Below are 19,747 nucleotides of genomic sequence, written 5' to 3' on the forward strand. Positions count from 1 at the left end.
CTGATATTTTTTATCATATCATCCGGCCATCGGTTTGTCTATCACAATAATTTAGTATTGGATTATTAATTCTTTTTTAAGTTTTCGGCGGGTCAACAGTAGATATTCAGGGGCTTTTCCCAATAAAAACAACGGTATAACTCATTTCCGAGTTGTATAGCTGCTTCTGTTTTCTTGCTCGAGGCGCCGCCCCATCATTCTTCTATGCCCTCTATTCACTGCGGCGCAACAGTTTTATGTTTTCTTTCCGCCTGCTTGACAATATTGGCATCTCATTTGCTCAACTATTCAAGTGATCTTAAAAGTTCCCCCAGGACAAACGGGTCCGGCGGGAGCTTATACCGGAGGTGGACGAATGCCTCAGATTCTGCTCTTCAACGGAAGTCCCCATCCCAGCGGAAACACCGCCCAGGCTCTGGGCGTGGTTGGGGAGGAACTAAAATCCCACGGAATTGCCACCGAGTTCATCCAGCTGGGCGGCCAGCCGATCCGGGGCTGTCTGGGGTGCCGCAAATGCTGGGAAAGACTGGACGGACACTGCGTCATCGCTTCGGATCCCATCAACGCGTACCTGGATAAGATGATCGCTTCCGACGGATTCGTCATCGGTTCCCCCGTCTATACGGCCAACGTCACATCGGAGGTCAAGGCGTTTATCGACCGGACCAATTTCGTCGCCAAGGCCAACGGCTTCCTGTTCAAGGGCAAAATCGGAGCGCCGGTAGTGGTGGGCACCAAGGCCGGGATGATGCCCGCCTATTCCGCGATCCAGTACATGTTCGGAATTTCCCAGATGGTATCGGTGGGTTCCATCCACTGGAATCTCGCCGTAGGGAAATTCCCCGGAGACATCTGGAAGGACGCGGAGGGAATCGAGAGTTTCCGGGTCCTGGGAAGAAACATCGCCGAGCTGCTGCTTATGAAAAAAGCGTGACCACACCGCCAAAATGTCAAGTTTTCGGCGGACCCGAAAGTTATATAAAGTCTGCTATTCCAAAAGGGATATAATGAGGAGGTAATACTGTGCGCGAAATCTTGAAAGGAATCCTGGATATCCACGTTCACGCGGGACCGTCTATCGCCAAGAGGGAGGTGGACGCGGCCGATATGCTCAAGGAGGCGCAGGTGGCGGGATACCGGGGCTTTCTGGTAAAAGACCACTATTTCCCCACCATGATGGGCACCAAGATGGTGGCGGAGCACTGCGACAACAGCCGGGGAACCGAGATTTACGGCGCCCTCGCTCTGAACAATTCCGTGGGACTCTTCAACCTGAATGCCGTAGACGTGGCCGTGAACATGGGAGCAAGGATCGTCTACTTCCCCACGGTTTCCTCCAAAAACCACATCGACCATCATAAAGGAAGCTTTGTCGGCTCCGGCAAGACCAGCGTTCCTGAAACTCCGGTGGTCTATGTGGACGAAAAGGGCGTCATGGACCCCGCGGCGGTGGAAGTGCTGATGTATCTTGCCGCCAAGGACGTGGTCCTGGGCACCGGACACGGCACCGCCTGGGAAATCGACCACCTGGTGGAAAAGGCCACGGAGCTGGGCGTCAAACGGATTCTGGTCAATCATCCGCAGTTTCATATCGGGGCAAGCTACGAACAGATGAGCAAGTGGGCTAAAATGGGCGCCTACATCGAGCTCAACGTCTGCGTCTTCAAATCCGGCTCCAAGCTGGGAACCCTGGACGATCAGGTGATCTCGGACATGCTTAAGGCAGTGCCTCTGGAACGGCTGATTCTGGACTCCGACATGGGCCAGAGCGGCAACGGGTCACCTGTGGAAGGAATGTACAATTTCATTCTTCTTCTGATGAACAAATTCGGTCTGTCGGAAAAAGACATCAATCTGATCGCAAAAACGAATCCGGCAAGCCTTCTCGGCGTATAACGATTTTTTCTCTCCGCACAACCGGTCTATCCTCACGAGCGTCATAGGTCCCATTTTAAAATGTTCAAATAACAGAAAGGGAGATCACGATGAAAAAGAGCTTGTCACTAGCCTTAGCAATGGCGCTAGCCCTAATGCTTGTTCTAACCGCCTGCGGAGGAGGCGGAAGCGCCGCAACAGCGACCCCAACACCTACCGCAGCTCCCACCGCCGAGACCGTGAAGATCGTTTGGGCAAACTACGGCAACAGCAAAATGCCTCCCGCCCAGGGCGACTATGACAGCGTCAAGTACATTGAGGAAACCAGCGGCGGCACCATCGACATCGACTACGTTCCCGACGGAGTTCTGGGCGGCGAGGCGGATATGATGCAGCAGATCATGGACGGCACCATCCAGTGCGTTTCCGTGGGCACCTCCACCTTCAGCACTTTCACCTCTTTGACGGAAGTCTTCCAGCTGCCCTGCCTGCTCACCGACTACAACCTGGAGTACCAGGCATTCCAGAGCGACGAAGCGCAGGCCATCTTTGACAAGGTGGGCGAAGACCTGGGTGTCAAGATCGTCGGCTTCTCCGAAAACGGCATCCGCCACTTCGCCAACAACGTCCGGCCCATCACTTCCATGGCGGATATGAAGGGTCTGAAGCTGCGCATCGCCCCCAGCAACATGCTCACCACCTACATGACCAGCATCGGCGCCAATCCCCAGGTGGTGCCCTACGCCGAAGTCTATTCCGCCCTGCAGAACAAGGTGGTGGACGGCGAAGAGATCAACATCACCTCCATATACGCCCTCAAGCACTACGAAGTGCTGAAGTATATCTCCGAGATCGGCCTGTATCCTTTCCCCACTCTGATGGTCTTCAACCTGGACTTCTGGAACAGCCTGACGGCAGACCAGCAGCAGATCATCCTGGACGGCATGGCTCTGGGCGGAAAGAATGTCTTTGACAACTATCTGCCCGCATATGAGGAAGAAGCCCTCAAGGCCTGCACGGACGCCGGCGTTCAGATCAACGTCATCGAAGGCGACGCGAAACAGGAATTTATCGACGCTTCCGCTTCCGTGTGGGACGAATACCGGGCGAAGGATCCCCTCATCGCCAACTTTATCGACAAGGTGGAAAGCCTGAGCAAATAAAACCGACCCCGCATAGCCGGCAATAACTGGGAGGTTCTTATGAAAGTGATAGAACGCGTTCTCGACGTGGTCTGCCTGATTGCAAAAATCATCGCGGCCGCTATGCTGGGCGTGATGCTGGTTGTCTCCCTGGTGGAAATAGGACGCAGGTATATTCTGGGGCTGTCCTTTCCCTGGGCCGATGAACTGATACGCTATTGTATCGTTGGCGTCGCCATGTTTGGAGGCGCGGTCGCCTTCCGGCAGGCTGGCGGACTGGTGGCTTTCGACCTGATCCTCGGCCGTCTCAAGGGTGCGGCCAGGCTGGTCCTGGAACTAGCCGTCAACACTATATGTCTGGCTTTCTGCTCCTTTATGCTGCGCAACGCCATCGCAACGGTAAACACTCCTTCCATTGTAAAACAGATCAGCATCGGGCTTCAGATCTCCATGCGGTGGCCGTATATGTCCATCGTCGCAGGTATGGCGCTGATCGTTGTTTTCTCCATTGAAAAGTATTACCGCATCATCAAAGACTACAAGACTGGAAAGCTGAATTCCGAGCCCGGTCCCATAGAGGAAGGGGGTATCCCGCTGTGATTGCAGTACTCGCCGCCTTTATCGTCCTGCTGCTGGCGGGGGTTCCCATCGTCTTCGTTCTGGGCATCACGGGACTTACCCATGTTGCCACCATGGGCAACGCGGCTTTCTTCAACATCCTCACGCAAAAGGTCTTTGCCGGCATCAACGTCGGCAGCCTCACCTGCATTCCCTTCTTCATCATGGCCGGCGAGCTGATGAACGCCAGCGGCGTCACCCAGAAGCTCATCGACTTTGTACGGTCTCTGGTGGGCCAGTTCCGCGGCGGCCTTGCCTATGTGGTGGTTGTGGTGGCTATGATCCTCTCCGCCATCCTGGGCTCGGCCAACGCGGTGGCCGCCATCCTGTGCGCGGTAGTGGTGCCCGAGATGATCCGGGACAAATATCCGGACGACTTTTCCGCGTCGCTGGTCTGCGCCTCCGGCGTCCTGGGGCCCGTCATCCCGCCCAGCGTCACCTTCGTTTACTTCAGCGTCCTGAGCGGCGTATCGGTAAACGCCATGTTCATGGGCGGCTTTATTCCCGGCGCCCTGATCGCCCTGGGCTATATCGCGGTGATCCGCCTGAAGACCAAGAGCCTCAACCTGCCCCGCAGCACCGACCATTTCGATTTAAAACTGGCGGCCGTCTCCTTCCTGAAGGCTCTGCCGGCCCTTCTGGTGCCGGTGGTCCTGGTGGGCGGCATCACCAGCGGCGTGTTCACCCCCTCCGAATCCGGCGCCGTGGCGGTGCTGGCCGCCGTCATCGCGGGGCTCATCTACGGAAAGTTCCGCCCCTCCATGCTGCCGCGGGTCCTCATGAACTCCACCATCGTCACCGCCGGCATCTTCATCATCATCGGCTTCGGCAACATCATGGGCTGGACCATGGCCATCGCCAAGGTTCCGGATCTGGTGAAGGCGGCCGTATTGGGCTTCACCCAGAACGGAGCGGTCATCATCCTTCTGATGTTCGTCATCCTCATCATCATCGGCTGCGCCATGGAAGCCACTGCCGCCATGCTGATCTTCACTCCGGTGATGATGCCCCTTGCCATGGCGGCCGGTATGAACCAGGTCCAGTTCGGCGTATGGTTCTGCATCATGCTCACCATCGGCCTGGTGACGCCTCCCGTGGGCATGACCCTTTTCGTTACATCAAATATCACAAAAATTCCATTGGAACGAATATCCAAGCAGCTGGTTCCCTTTATCATCGCGGCCTTCGCCGTCACTCTGCTGATGGCATTCGTGCCGGAGACCATCCTTTTCCTGCCTCGGCTGCTGGGTATCTCCTGATCCGATGCGGAATGCGTCAAACTTAAATAGGAAGCGATCAATATGAACAAAGCTTTTTCCCTGCGTGAGCGTATCCTCAACAAAGAAGTCGTGTATGGCCTGTTTTACAAGCTCAACAGCCCCGACGTCGCCGAAATGGTGGGAAACGCCGGCTTCGACTTCATCATCGTGGACACCGAGCACGCCAACTTCTCCACCTACGACACAGCCAACATCATCCGCGCGGCCGACAGCACCGGTATGAGCACGGTGGTCCGGGTCTTCTCCGCGGAGGAGGAGCACGTCCTTCACGCGCTGGATTCCGGAGCGGACGGAGTACAGATCCCCAGCATCACCTCCGTGGAGACCGCGAAAAAGGCCTGCGCCGGAGCCAAGTACTTCCCAGAGGGCACCCGGGGCCTGTCCATGACCCAGCGGGCCGCCATGTACGGCGCCTGGAACAAGCAGGAGAGCTACTACGCCTATTCCAACCGCAACAGCCTGGTGGTGGCCCATGTGGAAAACAAAGAGATGGCCGACAAAGTGGAGGCGCTGTGCGACATTCCCCAGATCGACGTTCTCTTCCTGGGGCCGGGCGACCTGAGCCAGTCGGTGGGAAAGCCCGGAAAGCTGGACGACCCGGAAGTGGTGGCGATCGTTGAAAAGGTATTCAAGGTTGCCCTCGCCAGGGGCAAAGCGGTGGGCATCTACTGCGGCAACCCCGCGGCCGTCAAGAAATACACAGCCATGGGCGCCACCTATATTGCCTACGGCTCCGACGCCACCGCCCTTTCCTCCGCACTGGTAAACATCCGAAAATCATTGGCACAGGGTTAAAACGGACGGGCAGGGAACCCAAAGTCCATCCGCTAACAGATCATATATTTGGAGGTAATTTACATGAGCACAATCGCATCCGGCAACTGGTTTGAAACTCCCTGGGAAAAGCTCCGCCCCGGCATCGAGCGCGTGGTTTTCGCCATGGAAGCCGACAGCATGAGCTGCACCATCGGCCGCGTGGAAAACGGCCATGAAGTAAAACCCCACCATCATCCCAACGAGCAGGTCGCCCTGGTCATCGAGGGCGAGTGCGACTACTATGTGGACGGCGTTCCCTACCGCCTGAAGGCCGGCTCCTGGGTCACCGTTCCCTCCAATGTGGAGCACTACATCCACGTGTACGATTCCCCCGTTCCCTGCCTGCAGATGGACATCTTCACCCCCGCGAGACCCGAATACAAGGATGTCTTCACAAAATTCCTGCAGAGCCAGGAAAAGAAATAAGCCCTCCTCCGGAAAGCCCGGAGCTATGGCTCCCGCCCTGCGGCGCAGTGTTTCCCCCTTCCGCGCCGCAGGGCGGGACTCTTATACGGAAGTGAACGAACCGGCTGCAGGGATCCGGAAGCATCCGAAATATGTGAGACGACGGATCCGGATTCCCGCTTCTGCCGTCAGAGAAGGCCGCAGGAGCGCATCAGCCGGTAAACGATACCGAATAAACGGAGGCATGAGCAATGAAACTGCGCGGGCAAAAGACTTTGAAGCAGCGGCTTAACGAAGGCGACGTGGTCTTCGGGACCTTTTACAAATTCAACTGCGCGCCGCTGGTGGAAATGCTGGCACTGGCCGGGATGGATTTCATCATCGTGGACGGCGAGCATGCCGACTACAGCTATCTGGACATGCAGAATATGGTACGCACCGCCAACGGCTGCGGCATGCACGCCGTGGTGCGGGTACCCCATGCCGCCGAGGAGCACATTCTTCACGCCGGGGACATGGGCGCTCAGGGCATCCAGGTGCCCAACGTCAAAACTGTGGAGGAAGCACGGCGCGCGGCGGAGAACATGCGCTACGCCCCCTTCGGCACCCGTGGGCTGGGGCTTACCACCCGGGCCTCGGGTTACTGCTTCGGCAGCAACGACGAATATATCCAGTATGTAAACAACGATCTTCTCTCGGTGATCATGGTGGAAAACAAGGAACTGGCCGAGCGCGTGGAGGAGTTATGCGACATTCCCCAACTGGACGTTCTTTTCATCGGCACAGGTGACATGAGCCAGTCCTGCGGCGTGACGGGAAAGACCGGAGACCCCAAGGTGCAGGATATCGTCCGCAAGGTCACGGAAACCGCTCTGCGCCGCGGAAAAAAGGTGGGAATCTACGCCGGCAGCACCGCCGACGTGGAGAAATACATCAAGTTGGGAATCCAGTACATCGGCTACAGCTCCGAAATGGTGATGATCGCCAATAAGTTCAGGCAGGAAGTCCAGACGCTCCATGAAATCCTGGATTCAGCCCGCCAATCGCGTTAAAAAACGCCGCATATGGGCGCATACGGAAATACGGGGAAGCTGGCAAAGGGGGGAAGCCCGCGATGAGTAAAATTCAAATGGGAGACTGGTCAACATCACCGCGGGAGACCATCCGGCCAGGCGTGGAGCGCATTCTGCTCGGTTCCGACACGGACCTTCTAAACTGTTCCGTGGTCTGTCTTCAAAATGGGCACAGGGTGTATCCCCACAGTCATCCCAGCGAACAGATCTCCCTGATCCTGGAAGGCGAGTGCGACTTTTACGTTGACGGGAAGCCATACCGGATGAAAGCAGGCAACTGGATATTTGTCCCGTCCGGTCTGGAACACTACATCCATGTTTTCGACAGCCCCGTTCCCTGTGTCAAGGTGGATATGATCTCGCCCCCGGAGCATATATGTTCTCCAGTCTACCAGGGCTTTCCGCGTCTGGAGGAGCCGAAGGCCGCCCCTGAGAAAAAGAAAAGCGGCGCGGCAAAGCAGGAAGCGGAAAAATGACAGGGGCCTTGAGTTTATTGTATCTGTTCCGGTTATCCGCCCTCATACAGCCCTCTCACACCGCACTCAAGGAAAAGGGCGGGCCGAAAGGCCCGCCTTTTTCTCTTCACAGGAAACCGTTCAGGAGAAACGTCATCGGGGCATGACGGTTTCGTTGCCCGGGAGCACCGTTTATCATACCCTCCTCAAAACAGCGCGCTGCCAAACATTTGGCAGCGCGCTGTTTTGAGGAGGGTATCGTTTTGTCTGGAGTATTTTCGTTCAATCGCTTCTGTTTTATATGTATCTCAGGGAAGATTGGGAAAGATCTGGAAGAGAATAATGGCAAGGGCGGTGGCGGCGGCAGGCAGGACAACCGTGAGCTTGAAAATAGGCATATAGCCATCCTTGTGGCTTGTGCCGCAGATGTTCAGGAGGGTAACCACATATCCGTTATGAGGCATGGAGTCCAACGCGCCGGAAGCAATGGAGGCCACTCTGTGGAGCTGTGCCGGTATGACCCCCATGGCCATGTAGATGGGACCTATGATGGGGATGGAGATCCCCAGGCCGCCGGATGCGGATCCCGTGATGCCGCAGATGATGGTCACCGCGAGAGCCGCGCCGATGAGCGCCGGGCCCGGAATGTGAGTAACCGCATCAATGAGTATCTGGAAGGAGGGAACGGATTTCACCACCGCGCCGAATCCCACTACGGCGCAGGTGTTTGCAATAGCGGTGACGGCTCCTCCGGCGCCTTTGGTAAACAGTGCCGGAAGTTCCCTGAGATTCAAAGTGCCTTTCAGGAGCACGATGCCGATGATGATCCCCAGCAGGATGGACACTTCCACCTTGAACTTAAAGGCGTTGAGGAACACCACGGTGGCGATGAGGGGAATGAAAGCGAAGGCGACATTGGGAAGCTTGGACTCCTCCACCGATTTGGACTGCTCGCCGGGGTCCATTTCGAAATGCCCCCCGGCCTTTACGTCGGCATTTACCATATGCTGCAGCCAGATAAAGCCCACGATGAACATGAATATTGCGGCGATGAAGCCCACCGTGGCGCCGGCCATGGTGCTGGTACCCAGAGTGGTGCCGGGAATGATATTCTGAATCTGAGGCGTACCCGGACTTGTCATGGCGAAGGTAACCGAGCCGAAGGCGATGGTGCCCGCCAGGAACTTGCGGGGAAGATTGGCTTCCTTGAATAGGTTAAAGGCGATGGGATAGAGGGTAAAGGCGGTGACAAACACGCTTACACCGCCATAGGCCAGCACAAAGCATGCGATGACAATGGCCAGCAGCGCTCTTTTAGCTCCCAGTTTCCGAACCACCAGCGCGGCAATGGCGTCGGCCGCGTTGGACACCTCCATGAGCTTGCCGAAAAGCGCGCCCACCAGAAACATGATGAAATAGCTTTTAAAGAATGCCACATAACCCGTCATGTAATTGGTCAGCAGGGCATCGTAAATGTTCATTCCGTTGAGCAGGGCTACCACGATGGAGCAGACAAGGGCCGTGAGCAGTATGTTGTACCCTTTCATTGCCATAAAAACCAGCAAAACGAGCGCAAGAATCATACCAATTATTCCCAGCATTTCACGGAAACCTCCTTATTCTTTTTTATACTGCACTGCCGATCGTTTCATCCAATACAGAAAGATATCTGCGCTAAGGCGTCTTTTTCATCAACAGGGCGGCGGAAAGCTCTGCGGCCGGTTTAGAATCCGAAGCGTTCCTTCAATCCAAGCGGTTCCGGAGTAAAAATGACCGCCTCCATCGTTTTCAGGTCCGGGCTGACAACGGGCTCAAACTCCATCAGATCCAGGATGTCGCGCTTTAAGTCGATTCCGGGGGCGATTTCCGTTAAAGTAAGGCCTTCTGGGCGCACCTGAAAAACCGCCCGTTCGGTTACCAGGGTGATTTTCTTCCCTTTGCCGCTTTCGTATTTGCCGTTAAACGTAATCTGTTCGATGGATTTTAAGAATTTCTTTTCTCTGCCCTCTTGTAAAATTTCCAATTTGCCTCCGTCCGTTTTCACCTTCAATCCCCCGGCGGTAAAGGTACCGCAGAAAACGCACTGCTTTGCATTTTGCGAAATGTCGATATATCCCCCGCAGCCGGGAATTTTGGGTCCGAATTTGGACACGTTCAGGCTTCCGTCGGGATTGCATTCCGCCATGCCGAGGAAGGTAATATCCACGCCTCCCCCATCATAGAAATCAAACTGATAGGGATGATCGATGATGGCATGGGGGCCTATGGTGCTTCCGAAATTCAGCCCGCCCTGGGCGGCGCCTCCATAGATGCCGGGCTCAACCGTGGAAATGAACGCGCTCTCCACGTTTTCCTCCTTGAGCTGAGACGCCACTTTTTCCGGGATTCCGATGCCGAAATTCAAAACCCGCATGGAACGGTTCATCTCGAGCACCGCCCGTCTTCCGATCACTTTGCGGATATCGTGCTCTGATGGCTGAAATTTTTCCTTGTAGATGCCGGCCTGAGAAATAAACTCAATGTTGAAGTCCGTGCCCGCGGTCTGCATGTGATTTTTTTTATCGCTTACCAGGGCAACGACATCCACGAGAGTTCCGGGGATCACGACCTGTCTGGGATCCAGCGTACCCCGCTTGACCAGACGTTCCACCTGAACGATGACGAGGCCGCCTGCATTTCTGGCCGCCATGGCAACGGACAGGTTTTCCAGACGCAGCGCCTCCCGGCTGATGCCGATATTCCCGTCTTCATCCGCTTCGGTCCCGCGCAGTACGGCAACGTCTATTTTCTGGGATTTATAAAACAGATACTGCTTTCCATCCAGATGGATCTTTTCCACCAGATCTTCCTTGGCGGCTTTGTTGAGCTTGCCGCCTTCATAATCGGGATCCACGAAGGTTTCCAGCCCCACGTGCGTCACGACGCCGGGTTTGCCGGCCGCCATATCGCGAAACATGGTCACCAGCACGCCCTGGGGAAAGTTATATGCCTCCACTTTGTTTTCGTTGACGAGAGGCGCGATCTTCGGGAAAAGGCCGTAGTGGCCGCCGACCGTACGCTTGAGAAGCCCTTCATGACAAAGATGGTTCAATCCTCGTACCGTTCCGCCGTCGCCGGGCCCCGAGGCCCACATGACGGTAAGTCCCCTGGGCTTTCCTTCCGCCAGAAACCGCTGTTCCATTTCCATAAGCAGCTCTTCGGGCGTGCCGGTCATCATAAAACCCACCGTCCCGATGGAAGCGCCGTCGGGAATCAGCGCGGCCGCCTGCTTTGTTGTGGTAAATTTCACTTTATTCATTCAAGCAACGCCTCCATATGTCTTTGTATGCCTTCCCGGATGACGGGAGCCGCGTCAGATCACGGCCTGCATGCCGTCCGGCTGCACAAGCGGCAATTCGTCATCCGGTCTTTTTCATACCGCTTATCGCATAAGGCAATATGAAGAATCTGTCTTCAGCCGGCAATCAGTACGTATATCCCCCGCTGACCTCGATTACTTCTCCGGTAATGAAGCTGGCTTCATCCGACGCCAGGAAGGCATATACGTTGGCAATCTCTTCGGGCTTGCCCAGTCTGCGCATCGGGACGCCTTTGATCAGGCGCTCAAGGATCTCGGCGGGGATCGGTTTTATAATAGGCGTATCGATGAGACCGGGAGCAACAGCGTTGGCCCTGATGTTATACTTCCCATACTCCTTTGCCCAGGCTTTTGCCATAGCAATCACCCCGGCTTTCGTGGCGGCATAGTTGCACTGGCCCACGTTGGAATAAATCCCGCCGATGGACGACGCGTTGAGAATAACGCCGGACTTCTGATTCATCATGTAGCTGATCGCCGCCTTGGCGCAGTTGAACGTACCGTACAGATTGATCACCACGACGCGGTTAAACTGCTCAGGCGTCATTTTGTGGAGCAGCGCGTCGCTGATAATGCCGGCATTGTTGACGAGCACATCCAGCTTCCCGTATTTTTGTACAACCTCTGCGGTAGCGGCTTCCACCTGCGGAAGATCCGTTATATCCACTTTATATCCGCATACGCTGCCGCTGTTCGGATACTCGCCGACAAGGGAATCGATGGCCTCCTGGTCGATGTCGAAAACGGCGACCGCGGCGCCTTCCTCAAGGAATTTTTTTGCGGTGGCGTACCCGATCCCTTTCGCGCCTCCGGTAATAATCGCCACCTTGTTTTCAAGCCTGTTCATGTGTATCCTCCTTTTTCAATTTAATATATAAACAGGGCTTCCCTCTTCATCCAGGCGGTCAAACTTTACAGGATCGCCGATCCCGACCGGTTTGTCTTTTTCAAACGCTTCAATGCGAACCAAAAAGCGCTTTTCTCCGTCGTCCACAATGACGATGAGATACGGTGCAATTGCCGAAAACTTTTCGACAGGAGCATTGATAATGCTGTAGGAATAAATACGGCCGTCCTTATACACAATTACTCCCTCCCTCTGAAAATATTGATGACACAGGTAGCGCCCATCCCCCCCAAATTATGATTCAGTCCGATCCGGGCATTTTTGATCTGACGTTCTCCGGCATCACCGCGCAGCTGCGTAACCACTTCGAATATCTGGCTCAATCCCGTGGCCCCGATAGGGTGGCCTTTCGCCTTGAGTCCGCCGGAAGAATTGATGGGAATCGCCCCGTCCAGAGCCGTCCTGCCCTCCGAAATGGCACGGGCGCCCCTGCCTTTTTCAAAAAAGCCGAGGTCTTCAATATTGATGATCTGCGTAATAGTGAAGCAATCGTGCACCTCGGCAAAATCGATATCGGAAGGCTTCAGCCCTGCCATGCCGTAAGCCTCTTTCGCCGCGTTTCGGGTTGCCGCAAAGGAAGTGATGTTTTTTGTGGAAACCTGTATGGTGGAGCCGCCGTGTCCGGAACCCAATACGTCAACAATCTTGCTACCGGAAATTTTATCCGCGATCTCCGAAGCCGCAAGAACAATAAACGCGGACCCGTCGGACACCAGAGAGCAGTCATACACCGTCAGGGGGTACGCAACCGGGAAACCGTTTTTTACCGTATCCACGTCAATCCGCTTATGCATCTGCGCATCCGGATTGAGACAGGCATTGGCATGGTTTTGAACCGCGGCCATCGCCATTTCTTCACGCACATTCCCATACTCGTAAAAATACCGGTTGGCAGCCAACGCAAAAAGCGAAGGGAAGGTCGCACCCACTTTTGCTTCCAGCTCCACATCCGTCGCGCTGGCGAGCCCTTCCGTAATGACCGGCGTGGATTTGTGCGTCATCAATTCCGCACCGCCAACCAGCACCACATCATACAGACCGCAGGCAATGGAATAAAAGCCCTGTCTGAATGCGAGGCTGCCGGTAGCGCATGCGCCTTCCAGACGCATCGTCGGCAGGTCCTCAAGTCCGATGGCTTCCGCAACCAAAGGTCCCATCAGGCTCTGCCCGCTCCAAAACGAGCCGTTGAAATTCCCGAAGTATATGGCTTCAATGAGTTTTTTATCTATTTTTGCATCTGATATCGCTTTTTCAGCCCCCTCGCGGATCATGTCTTTCAGCGTGCCGGGGTATTTCCCCATTTTGGTCTCTCCGATACCGATTACGGAAACTCCACGCATTTTATTACCTCCCAGTCATTCCTTATTGCTTAAGCCTCAAAACCGATAAAGAGCAAAGAGTATGCCAAGCTTTTCGCAGTAAAATCGGCAAAAACAGGACGATTCTTACAAAGTTTTTACGATTATTTTTTAATTTTTAATGCCATTTGCACAAATTTGAACCATATATTTTCATGAAATGCAGTAAAATAAATGCATGTATCGAAAACGATACATGCATGGCACTAGGGGTTTCCCCGATATTACAAACTTCTGTAGCGAAACGTATACCATATTCCGAACGCAGTCCACCGAGACATAACAATTGCAGTATTTTTATTGAAATTGTATAATGATTTTGCATGAAAAGGATATTTTCAGACGGAATTGTCATGAATCTAAGTTATAAACACCAATTTAAAGGAGAAGGAGTGAATATGGGTATTTGGGGGGGACAATCGGTTCTGACCGATGAGGAATTGCTTATATCCTTCAAGAAATGTTCGGAGATATCGGACGACGGATTTTTATTCGTATCCAGAGACGGGAGGATCGCCTATATCAATCCCGCCTACAGCAAATATATCGGGGTCAGCCAGGAGGAAGCCCTCAACAAACCGGTGCTGGAGCTGATTGAAACCTCCAAAATGTCTAAAATCGCACAGGACTCCGATTTTATTCCGGAAACAGGCGTTCTCCACAGGACATCCAACAAGCAGTTTTGCGACCGGGAACAGTTCGTGATTGTAAACCGCGCCAATGCGTCAAAAAACGGCCGCTCCATAGCGGCAGTGGCGCAGATCAAATTTGTTCGAAAAACCATCGAGCTTTACAGCGCTTTCAACGACGTTTACACTCAGCTCGAGTACTACAAAAAGGAGCTGGGACACCTTGTCCTGGAACAATACTCTTTCGACAGCATTATAGGAAATTCCGGAGAGATCACAACGGTTAAGGAAATTACCAAGAGGGCCGCAACCAACGATTTTTCCGTCTTGATAACGGGCGAAACCGGGACGGGAAAGGAAGTATTTGCAAACGCCCTGCATTACGCCAGCAACCGGAGGTCCAAGCCGTTTATCCGCATCAACTGCGCCAGCATCCCGACCGAACTGTTCGAGAGCGAGCTGTTCGGTTATGAAGAGGGTTCCTTTACGGGCGCGCGGAAGGGCGGCAAAAAAGGAAAATTCGAGCTTGCGGACGGCGGAACCATCTTTTTGGATGAAATCGGGGAAATGCCGTTATTTATGCAGGCAAAACTGCTGCGGGTCATTCAGGAGCGGGAAATCGAAAGAGTGGGCGGCACCTCTCCCGTGTCCATCGACGTGCGCATCATTGCGGCGACCAACAAAAACCTCCCGAATGAAATTGAAGAGAAGCGTTTCCGGCAGGATCTGTACTACCGTTTAAATGTCATTGAGATCAAAATACCGCCGCTTCGCAGCAGAAAAGAAGACATAGGGCTCTTTATCGATTTCTTTTTAGGGGAGATCAATCAAAAATATCACAGCGACGTCATGATCGACCCGGAGGCGAGGCTCATACTGATGAGCTACCGCTGGCCGGGCAACGTACGGGAACTGAAGAACACCGTACAGCGCTGTTATGTCCTGAATGAAAATGGTGTCATTACCCTGCATACGATCCCGGAGAAAATCCTGGCGGACCTTCAGTACACAAAACTGGGAAACGTGCCCCGGAACAGCCTTGAGCTGATTATGGACGAAGTCGAACGAAAGATCATATCCGAAGAGATCCTCAGGGCCAAGGGCAATTTGCGGCAAACGGCGTTTAATCTGGGGATCCATCGCACAACCTTATATAAAAAGATGGATAAACTCGGTATTTCCAGGCAGGACATCATTCATATGCCGGAAAAAAACGAAACCAAGTAGAGCAAAATAAAAAGCCGACCTGTTTTCAGGCGGCTCCCGGTGCAGGTATTTTGTGGGCCAAAGAGTATACTTACGACCCGATAGACAAAAGCGCGCCGCCGCGCGCGGCGCACAAAGGGCGCGGAACCCAAAAAGAAAGAACAGGCCAAAGCCTGTTCTTTCTTTTTGGAGCGGGAAACGGGACTCGAACCCGCAACATTCAGCTTGGGAAGCTGACGCTCTGCCATTGAACTACTCCCGCAAAGTCAGTATTAGTATTATACCGCATTTTCGATATTTGGCAAGGGGGTTTTTATCATTCCCTGTCCGCCCTCATTTGAACACGTTTCCGCAAAATTTCCCTTGGGGCATTGCCGTATAAAAAGGTGGATTTTCCATATCCTCTATATCAGATTGACGATTGACGCTTCGGAGGAAATCAACATGAAAAGGCTGTTTTCTGTTTTTTTAATACTGACCCTGCTTTCCATTCCCGCCGCCGCCGTCACCGGCACGCCCTCCGTTGAAGCGGAATCGGCCCTGCTGATGGAGAAGGAGACAGGCACCGTCCTGTACGCCAAAAATGAGCACGAAAAGCTGGAACCCGCCAGCGTCACCAAGGTCATGACCATGCTGCTGATCGCCGAGGCCCTGGGCAGCGGGACCATTTCTCTGGACGACATGGTCACCACCAGCGCCTATGCCGCCAGCATGGGCGGCTCCCAGGTGTATCTGGAGGAAGGGGAACAGATGTCGGTAAACGACATGCTGAAAGCCATCGCCGTGGCCTCCGGCAACGACGCATCGGTGGCCATGGCGGAATATATCGCGGGGAGCGAGGAGATCTTCGTCGCCCGGATGAACGAACGGGCGGCGGAACTGGGGATGGCGGACACCACCTTTAAAAACTGCACGGGGCTGCCGGCCCAGGGCCACGTCACCTCGGCGTACGACATTGCCCTCATGTCCCGGGCGCTGCTTTCTCATTCGGTGATTCGCAACTACACCACCATCTGGATCGACTCCCTGCGGGGCGGAGCATTCGGGCTGGCCAACACCAACAAGCTGGTACGCTTCTACAGCGGGACCACGGGACTCAAAACCGGGTCCACCGACTCCGCGCTCTACTGCCTGTCGGCAACCGCGGAGCGGGACGGGATGGAACTCATCGCCGTCATCATGAAATCCCCCACCTCCACCAAACGGTTTGAAAGCGCCAAGAGCCTTTTGAACTTCGGATTCGCCAACTACGCGCTGGTGAAGGCAAGCCCCGACGAGGCGCTGCTGCCGGTGGAGGTCAACCTGGGCGAGGTGCCGGAGATCCAGCCCGTGCTGGAAGGCTCCAGCCACATCCTTGTGGAAAAGAGCCAGGTGAGCAGCCTGAAAAAAACCGTGTCGCTCTGCAAGGAAGTGGACGCGCCGGTCATCGCGGGGCAGAAGCTAGGCGAAATGACGGTCACCTCGGGTGACAAGGAGCTTGCCGTCATCCCCATCGTGGCGGCGGAGGACGTGCCCAAGCTCACCTGGGGCAAGATCCTCGGGCGGTTTATGGACACGATATTCATGGGCGGCAAATGACGACCCATCGACAGCTTACCGGCGGCTCCCGCTTATTGCGGGAGCCGCCGATTATTTTTGGATTATTTTTCTTTCAGACCGGAATACTATGGGAAACTCGGGCGCGGCATATCCCGAATCCGTCCAACGCCGCGGGGAGCGAACCGGGAGCCGGACGTTTCCGGTATCCCGGAGGCGCCGGGTTTGGAATTGTATTTTCCCGGCGCGCGTGCTACACTGGGGAAAAGAGGAAACCGGGCGATCCGCGCAGGACGGCCGGAAGACGGGAGGCAGCTATGATCAAGGCGGATCTATCCGGCGGCATGTCATTTTTCCCAAAGGGAGGCCTGGAAGCCCTCGCGCCCCAGCTGCAGACGGCGCACCGCGCCCTCCTGGAGGGCACCGGCGCGGGAGCGGAATACACCGGCTGGGTGGAGCTTCCCCGGCGGTACGACCGGGAGGAGTTTTCCCGCATCCAGCGGGCGGCGGAGGACATCCGCACCCATTCGGACGCTTTGGTGGTCATCGGGATCGGAGGGTCCTACCTGGGGGCGCGGGCAGCCCTGGAGCTGCTGCGCTCCCCGTATTACAACCTGAAGAAAAAGGATACGCCGGACGTCTTTTTCGCGGGGAACACCCTTTCGGGAGACGCCCTGGGGGACATTCTGGAGCTGCTGGGGGACAGGGATTTCTCGGTGAACGTCATCTCCAAGTCAGGGACCACCCTGGAGCCCGCCGTGGCCTTCCGGACCTTCAAAGACTTGCTGGAGCGCAAATACGGCAGGGAGGGCGCGAAGCGGCGGATTTTCGCCACCACGGACAAAAGCCGGGGGGCTCTGCGCACCCTTGCACAGGAGAACGGCTACACATGCTTTTCCGTGCCCGACGACATCGGAGGAAGATACTCGGTCCTTACGGCGGTGGGGCTTCTCCCCATGGCGGCGTCCGGAATCTCCACCGGTATGGTCATGGCGGGGGCGGAGGAAGCCATGGAGGCCCTGGCCGCGCAGAACATGGAAAACCCCGCGTGGCTCTACGCCGCGGGGCGGAACCTTCTTTACGGGCAGGGGAAGCGGATCGAGGTGCTGGCGTATTTCGAGCCCGCCTTCCGCTTCATGGGAGAATGGTGGAAGCAGCTTTTCGGGGAGAGCGAGGGAAAGGGCGGCCGCGGCATCTTCCCGGCCAGCGTGGAGTACACCGCGGACCTGCACTCCATGGGGCAGTATATCCAGGACGGGGAGCGCGGGCTTTTTGAAACCATGGTCCGCTTTTTAAAGCCCCGGAAGGATCTGTCCGTGGCGCCGGAGGCGACCAACGCGGACGGGCTGGACTTTCTCACGGGGCGGGGGCTGCAGGAGATCCAGGAGCAGGCACGGCTGGGAACAAAGATCGCCCACGCCGACGGAGGCGTCCCTAATCTCCTTCTCACGGCGGAGGAGATCAGCGAGCGGACCTTCGGCCAGCTGGTGTACTTTTTCGAGCTTTCCTGCGGGCTTTCCGGATACCTGCTGGGGGTGAACCCCTTCGACCAGCCCGGCGTGGAGGCTTACAAGCGCAACATGATGGCCCTCATGGGAAAGCCCGGGACGGAACGGGAGCGGGCGGAAATCAACGCGCGCATCGCGTCCCAGGGGGGCGGCGGTCTATAGTCATTAACAATCGGTGAATTTGCTCAAATATCGGTTGTAACCCCGGCGCGTATATGGTAAAATACAGGCAGTAACCGGAAACCGCCGATCCTGTTTCCGAACTATCAAAAGGAGTGACGCGATTTGGTTAAAGTAATCATGGGACTGAAAGGTTCCGGAAAGACCAAGCAAATGATCGAAATGGTCAACGCAGCCGGTCACAGCGAGTCCGGCCATGTCGTCTGCATCGAGCGCGGCCCCAAGCTGACCTATGATCTCAACTACAAAATCCGCCTGATCGAAGCCAGTCATTATGAAATGAAAAATTTCGACTTCCTGAAGGGATTTATCAGCGGGCTCTACGCCAGCGATTATGATATCTGTCACGTTTTCATCGACAGCATCACAAAGGTGGTCCCCAGCGAATACAACGCCGAGGTGGACGCCTTTATGGAATGGCTGGAGAAGTTCTCCGAGGCAAATCACGTCAAATTCACGCTTACCGTCAGCGCCGACGTCAATCTGGCCACCGAAAGAATGAAAAAATTCTTTTAACCATACATCTCCGGGTCCTGCCCTGGCAGGGCCCGGAATTTAACGCGCGCTTTGACCGGAACACGGCGGGCCCGGCATCCGTCCGGGACGGCCCGTTTCCCGAAAGGGCGGCGCAGCACCAAGGTACGGCAGAAAGGGAGAGCAAAATGGAAGAAATGAAATTCGACAAAAGCGTATTTTTCGACATGTCCTACGGCATGTACATCCTGGGCGTCATGGACGGCGAGCGGCCCACGGGGTGCGTCGTGAACACGGTGTTCCAGATCACCAGCGAGCCGTCCGTTGTGGCCGTGAGCGTTAACCACGACAACTACACCAACGGGTGCATCAAGAAAACCGGGATGTTCACCGTGAGCATCCTCTCCGAGTCGGCGCCCCAGGAGGTCATCGGCACCTTCGGCTTCAAATCCGGGAAGGACACCGACAAGTTCGCCTCCGTCCCCTATACCATGAACGAGGCGGGGCTTCCCTTCCTGCCGGACAACACCTGCGGCACCCTCACCTGCAAGGTGGTGGATTCCGCCGAGCTTTCCACCCACACGGTCTTCTTCGCCCAGGTGATCGGCGGCGTCCGGCGCGCGGCGGGAGACCCCATGACCTACTCCTATTACCACAAGGTGAAAAACGGCAAGGCGCCCAAGAACGCCCCCACCTACCTCAAGGACGAGGACATCCCCAAGACGGCCCCGGCGGAAAAATGGGTCTGCGGCATCTGCGGCTACGTCTACGACGGCAGCCAGGGCCCCTTCGAGAGCCTCCCGGACGACTGGAAGTGTCCGGTATGCGGCGCTCCGAAAGAGATGTTCAAAAAGCAATAAGGCGATTTATCGGATAAGGGCTCTGATTTTGACAAATCAGAGCCCTTATTTTATGTCCAGTAATTGT

Annotated in this window: 19 protein-coding genes and 1 tRNA gene; 14 read left to right on the forward strand and 6 right to left on the reverse strand. The window is 55.4% G+C overall.

The genetic code is table 11. From position 1 onward, the window contains the following. The first annotated feature begins 355 nt into the window (after positions 1-355). From B9A13_RS05170 to B9A13_RS05210, 9 genes are all read left to right on the forward strand, one after another. Complete coding sequence (locus tag B9A13_RS05170) at positions 356-934, forward strand: flavodoxin family protein (protein WP_084233995.1); 579 nt, start codon at positions 356-358, stop codon at positions 932-934. Positions 935-1,023: 89 nt separating this feature from the next. Further along, entirely contained in the window at positions 1,024-1,896 is an 873-nt protein-coding gene (locus tag B9A13_RS05175) for a DUF6282 family protein (protein WP_084233996.1), read from the forward strand. A 134-nt stretch (positions 1,897-2,030) separates the two neighbouring features. Further along, on the forward strand, positions 2,031-3,038 hold the full coding sequence (dctP, locus tag B9A13_RS05180; RefSeq protein WP_159448033.1) for a TRAP transporter substrate-binding protein DctP: 1,008 nt from the start codon (positions 2,031-2,033) through the stop codon (positions 3,036-3,038). Between the two features lie 39 nt (positions 3,039-3,077). After that, entirely contained in the window at positions 3,078-3,617 is a 540-nt protein-coding gene (locus B9A13_RS05185; RefSeq protein WP_084233998.1) for a TRAP transporter small permease, read from the forward strand. Further along, on the forward strand, positions 3,614-4,894 hold the full coding sequence (locus B9A13_RS05190) for a TRAP transporter large permease (RefSeq protein ID WP_084233999.1): 1,281 nt from the start codon (positions 3,614-3,616) through the stop codon (positions 4,892-4,894). Before B9A13_RS05185 ends, B9A13_RS05190 begins: the two co-directional genes overlap by 4 nt. A gap of 42 nt (positions 4,895-4,936) precedes the next feature. Continuing rightward, a complete protein-coding gene (locus tag B9A13_RS05195) occupies positions 4,937-5,710 on the forward strand; it encodes an HpcH/HpaI aldolase family protein (protein ID WP_084234000.1) in 774 nt (257 codons plus the stop codon). A 63-nt stretch (positions 5,711-5,773) separates the two neighbouring features. After that, positions 5,774-6,157 carry a cupin domain-containing protein gene (locus B9A13_RS05200; RefSeq protein ID WP_084234001.1) on the forward strand — a complete coding sequence of 128 codons (384 nt, stop codon included), beginning with the start codon at positions 5,774-5,776 and terminating at the stop codon, positions 6,155-6,157. A gap of 230 nt (positions 6,158-6,387) precedes the next feature. Continuing rightward, complete coding sequence (locus B9A13_RS05205) at positions 6,388-7,188, forward strand: HpcH/HpaI aldolase family protein (protein WP_084234002.1); 801 nt, start codon at positions 6,388-6,390, stop codon at positions 7,186-7,188. Between the two features lie 62 nt (positions 7,189-7,250). Further along, positions 7,251-7,685 (forward strand): cupin domain-containing protein, encoded by a 435-nt coding sequence (locus B9A13_RS05210; protein ID WP_084234003.1) that lies wholly within the window; start codon positions 7,251-7,253, stop codon positions 7,683-7,685. 287 nt (positions 7,686-7,972) lie between these two features. Here the strand turns inward: B9A13_RS05210 and B9A13_RS05215 are convergent, their stop codons facing one another. From B9A13_RS05215 to B9A13_RS05235, 5 genes are all read right to left on the reverse strand, one after another. Next, complete coding sequence (locus tag B9A13_RS05215; protein ID WP_084234004.1) at positions 7,973-9,265, reverse strand: GntP family permease; 1,293 nt, start codon at positions 9,263-9,265, stop codon at positions 7,973-7,975. A gap of 122 nt (positions 9,266-9,387) precedes the next feature. Further along, on the reverse strand, positions 9,388-10,962 hold the full coding sequence (locus B9A13_RS05220) for an acyl CoA:acetate/3-ketoacid CoA transferase (RefSeq protein WP_084234005.1): 1,575 nt from the start codon (positions 10,960-10,962) through the stop codon (positions 9,388-9,390). Positions 10,963-11,128: 166 nt separating this feature from the next. Continuing rightward, the gene (fabG, locus tag B9A13_RS05225) at positions 11,129-11,869 is read right to left on the reverse strand and encodes a 3-oxoacyl-ACP reductase FabG (RefSeq protein ID WP_084234006.1); all 741 of its coding nucleotides are present in this window, start codon (positions 11,867-11,869) and stop codon (positions 11,129-11,131) included. A gap of 15 nt (positions 11,870-11,884) precedes the next feature. After that, positions 11,885-12,106, reverse strand: a complete 222-nt coding sequence (locus tag B9A13_RS05230; RefSeq protein WP_159448034.1) for a Zn-ribbon domain-containing OB-fold protein — start codon at positions 12,104-12,106, stop codon at positions 11,885-11,887. Positions 12,107-12,108: 2 nt separating this feature from the next. After that, entirely contained in the window at positions 12,109-13,269 is a 1,161-nt protein-coding gene (locus tag B9A13_RS05235) for a thiolase domain-containing protein (protein WP_084234008.1), read from the reverse strand. A gap of 416 nt (positions 13,270-13,685) precedes the next feature. On the opposite strand from B9A13_RS05235, the gene B9A13_RS05240 reads away from it, so the two are divergent. Next, positions 13,686-15,143, forward strand: a complete 1,458-nt coding sequence (locus B9A13_RS05240; RefSeq protein ID WP_084234009.1) for a sigma-54 interaction domain-containing protein — start codon at positions 13,686-13,688, stop codon at positions 15,141-15,143. Between the two features lie 166 nt (positions 15,144-15,309). On the opposite strand, the gene B9A13_RS05245 is transcribed toward B9A13_RS05240, so the two are convergent. Beyond that, positions 15,310-15,384, reverse strand: a tRNA-Gly gene (locus tag B9A13_RS05245). 182 nt (positions 15,385-15,566) lie between these two features. Between B9A13_RS05245 and B9A13_RS05250 the strand changes: the two genes are divergently transcribed. The 4 genes from B9A13_RS05250 (at position 15,567) to B9A13_RS05265 (ending at position 19,680) form a co-directional block, all read left to right on the forward strand. Next, positions 15,567-16,700 carry a D-alanyl-D-alanine carboxypeptidase family protein gene (locus B9A13_RS05250; protein WP_084234010.1) on the forward strand — a complete coding sequence of 378 codons (1,134 nt, stop codon included), beginning with the start codon at positions 15,567-15,569 and terminating at the stop codon, positions 16,698-16,700. A gap of 275 nt (positions 16,701-16,975) precedes the next feature. After that, positions 16,976-18,328 (forward strand): glucose-6-phosphate isomerase, encoded by a 1,353-nt coding sequence (locus B9A13_RS05255; protein WP_084234011.1) that lies wholly within the window; start codon positions 16,976-16,978, stop codon positions 18,326-18,328. A 123-nt stretch (positions 18,329-18,451) separates the two neighbouring features. Beyond that, positions 18,452-18,862, forward strand: coding sequence for a hypothetical protein (locus tag B9A13_RS05260; protein WP_084234012.1), 411 nt, complete (start codon positions 18,452-18,454; stop codon positions 18,860-18,862). A 146-nt stretch (positions 18,863-19,008) separates the two neighbouring features. Beyond that, positions 19,009-19,680 carry a flavin reductase gene (locus tag B9A13_RS05265; protein WP_242942787.1) on the forward strand — a complete coding sequence of 224 codons (672 nt, stop codon included), beginning with the start codon at positions 19,009-19,011 and terminating at the stop codon, positions 19,678-19,680. Positions 19,681-19,747: the final 67 nt, after the last annotated feature.

This window comes from Papillibacter cinnamivorans DSM 12816 (genome assembly GCF_900176335.1).
GTDB classification, from domain to species: Bacteria; Bacillota; Clostridia; order Oscillospirales; family Oscillospiraceae; genus Papillibacter; species Papillibacter cinnamivorans.

Coding starts and splice junctions, on each gene's coding strand:
- B9A13_RS05235 (WP_084234008.1), bottom strand. CDS start 13,269: ATGCGTGGAGTTTCCGTAATCGGTATCGGAGAGACCAAAATGGGGAAA.
- fabG (WP_084234006.1), bottom strand. CDS start 11,869: ATGAACAGGCTTGAAAACAAGGTGGCGATTATTACCGGAGGCGCGAAA.
- B9A13_RS05250 (WP_084234010.1), top strand. CDS start 15,567: ATGAAAAGGCTGTTTTCTGTTTTTTTAATACTGACCCTGCTTTCCATT.
- B9A13_RS05210 (WP_084234003.1), top strand. CDS start 7,251: ATGAGTAAAATTCAAATGGGAGACTGGTCAACATCACCGCGGGAGACC.
- B9A13_RS05255 (WP_084234011.1), top strand. CDS start 16,976: ATGATCAAGGCGGATCTATCCGGCGGCATGTCATTTTTCCCAAAGGGA.
- B9A13_RS05265 (WP_242942787.1), top strand. CDS start 19,009: ATGGAAGAAATGAAATTCGACAAAAGCGTATTTTTCGACATGTCCTAC.
- B9A13_RS05200 (WP_084234001.1), top strand. CDS start 5,774: ATGAGCACAATCGCATCCGGCAACTGGTTTGAAACTCCCTGGGAAAAG.
- B9A13_RS05220 (WP_084234005.1), bottom strand. CDS start 10,962: ATGAATAAAGTGAAATTTACCACAACAAAGCAGGCGGCCGCGCTGATT.
- B9A13_RS05185 (WP_084233998.1), top strand. CDS start 3,078: ATGAAAGTGATAGAACGCGTTCTCGACGTGGTCTGCCTGATTGCAAAA.
- B9A13_RS05240 (WP_084234009.1), top strand. CDS start 13,686: ATGGGTATTTGGGGGGGACAATCGGTTCTGACCGATGAGGAATTGCTT.
- B9A13_RS05195 (WP_084234000.1), top strand. CDS start 4,937: ATGAACAAAGCTTTTTCCCTGCGTGAGCGTATCCTCAACAAAGAAGTC.
- B9A13_RS05170 (WP_084233995.1), top strand. CDS start 356: ATGCCTCAGATTCTGCTCTTCAACGGAAGTCCCCATCCCAGCGGAAAC.
- B9A13_RS05205 (WP_084234002.1), top strand. CDS start 6,388: ATGAAACTGCGCGGGCAAAAGACTTTGAAGCAGCGGCTTAACGAAGGC.
- dctP (WP_159448033.1), top strand. CDS start 2,031: ATGCTTGTTCTAACCGCCTGCGGAGGAGGCGGAAGCGCCGCAACAGCG.
- B9A13_RS05215 (WP_084234004.1), bottom strand. CDS start 9,265: ATGCTGGGAATAATTGGTATGATTCTTGCGCTCGTTTTGCTGGTTTTT.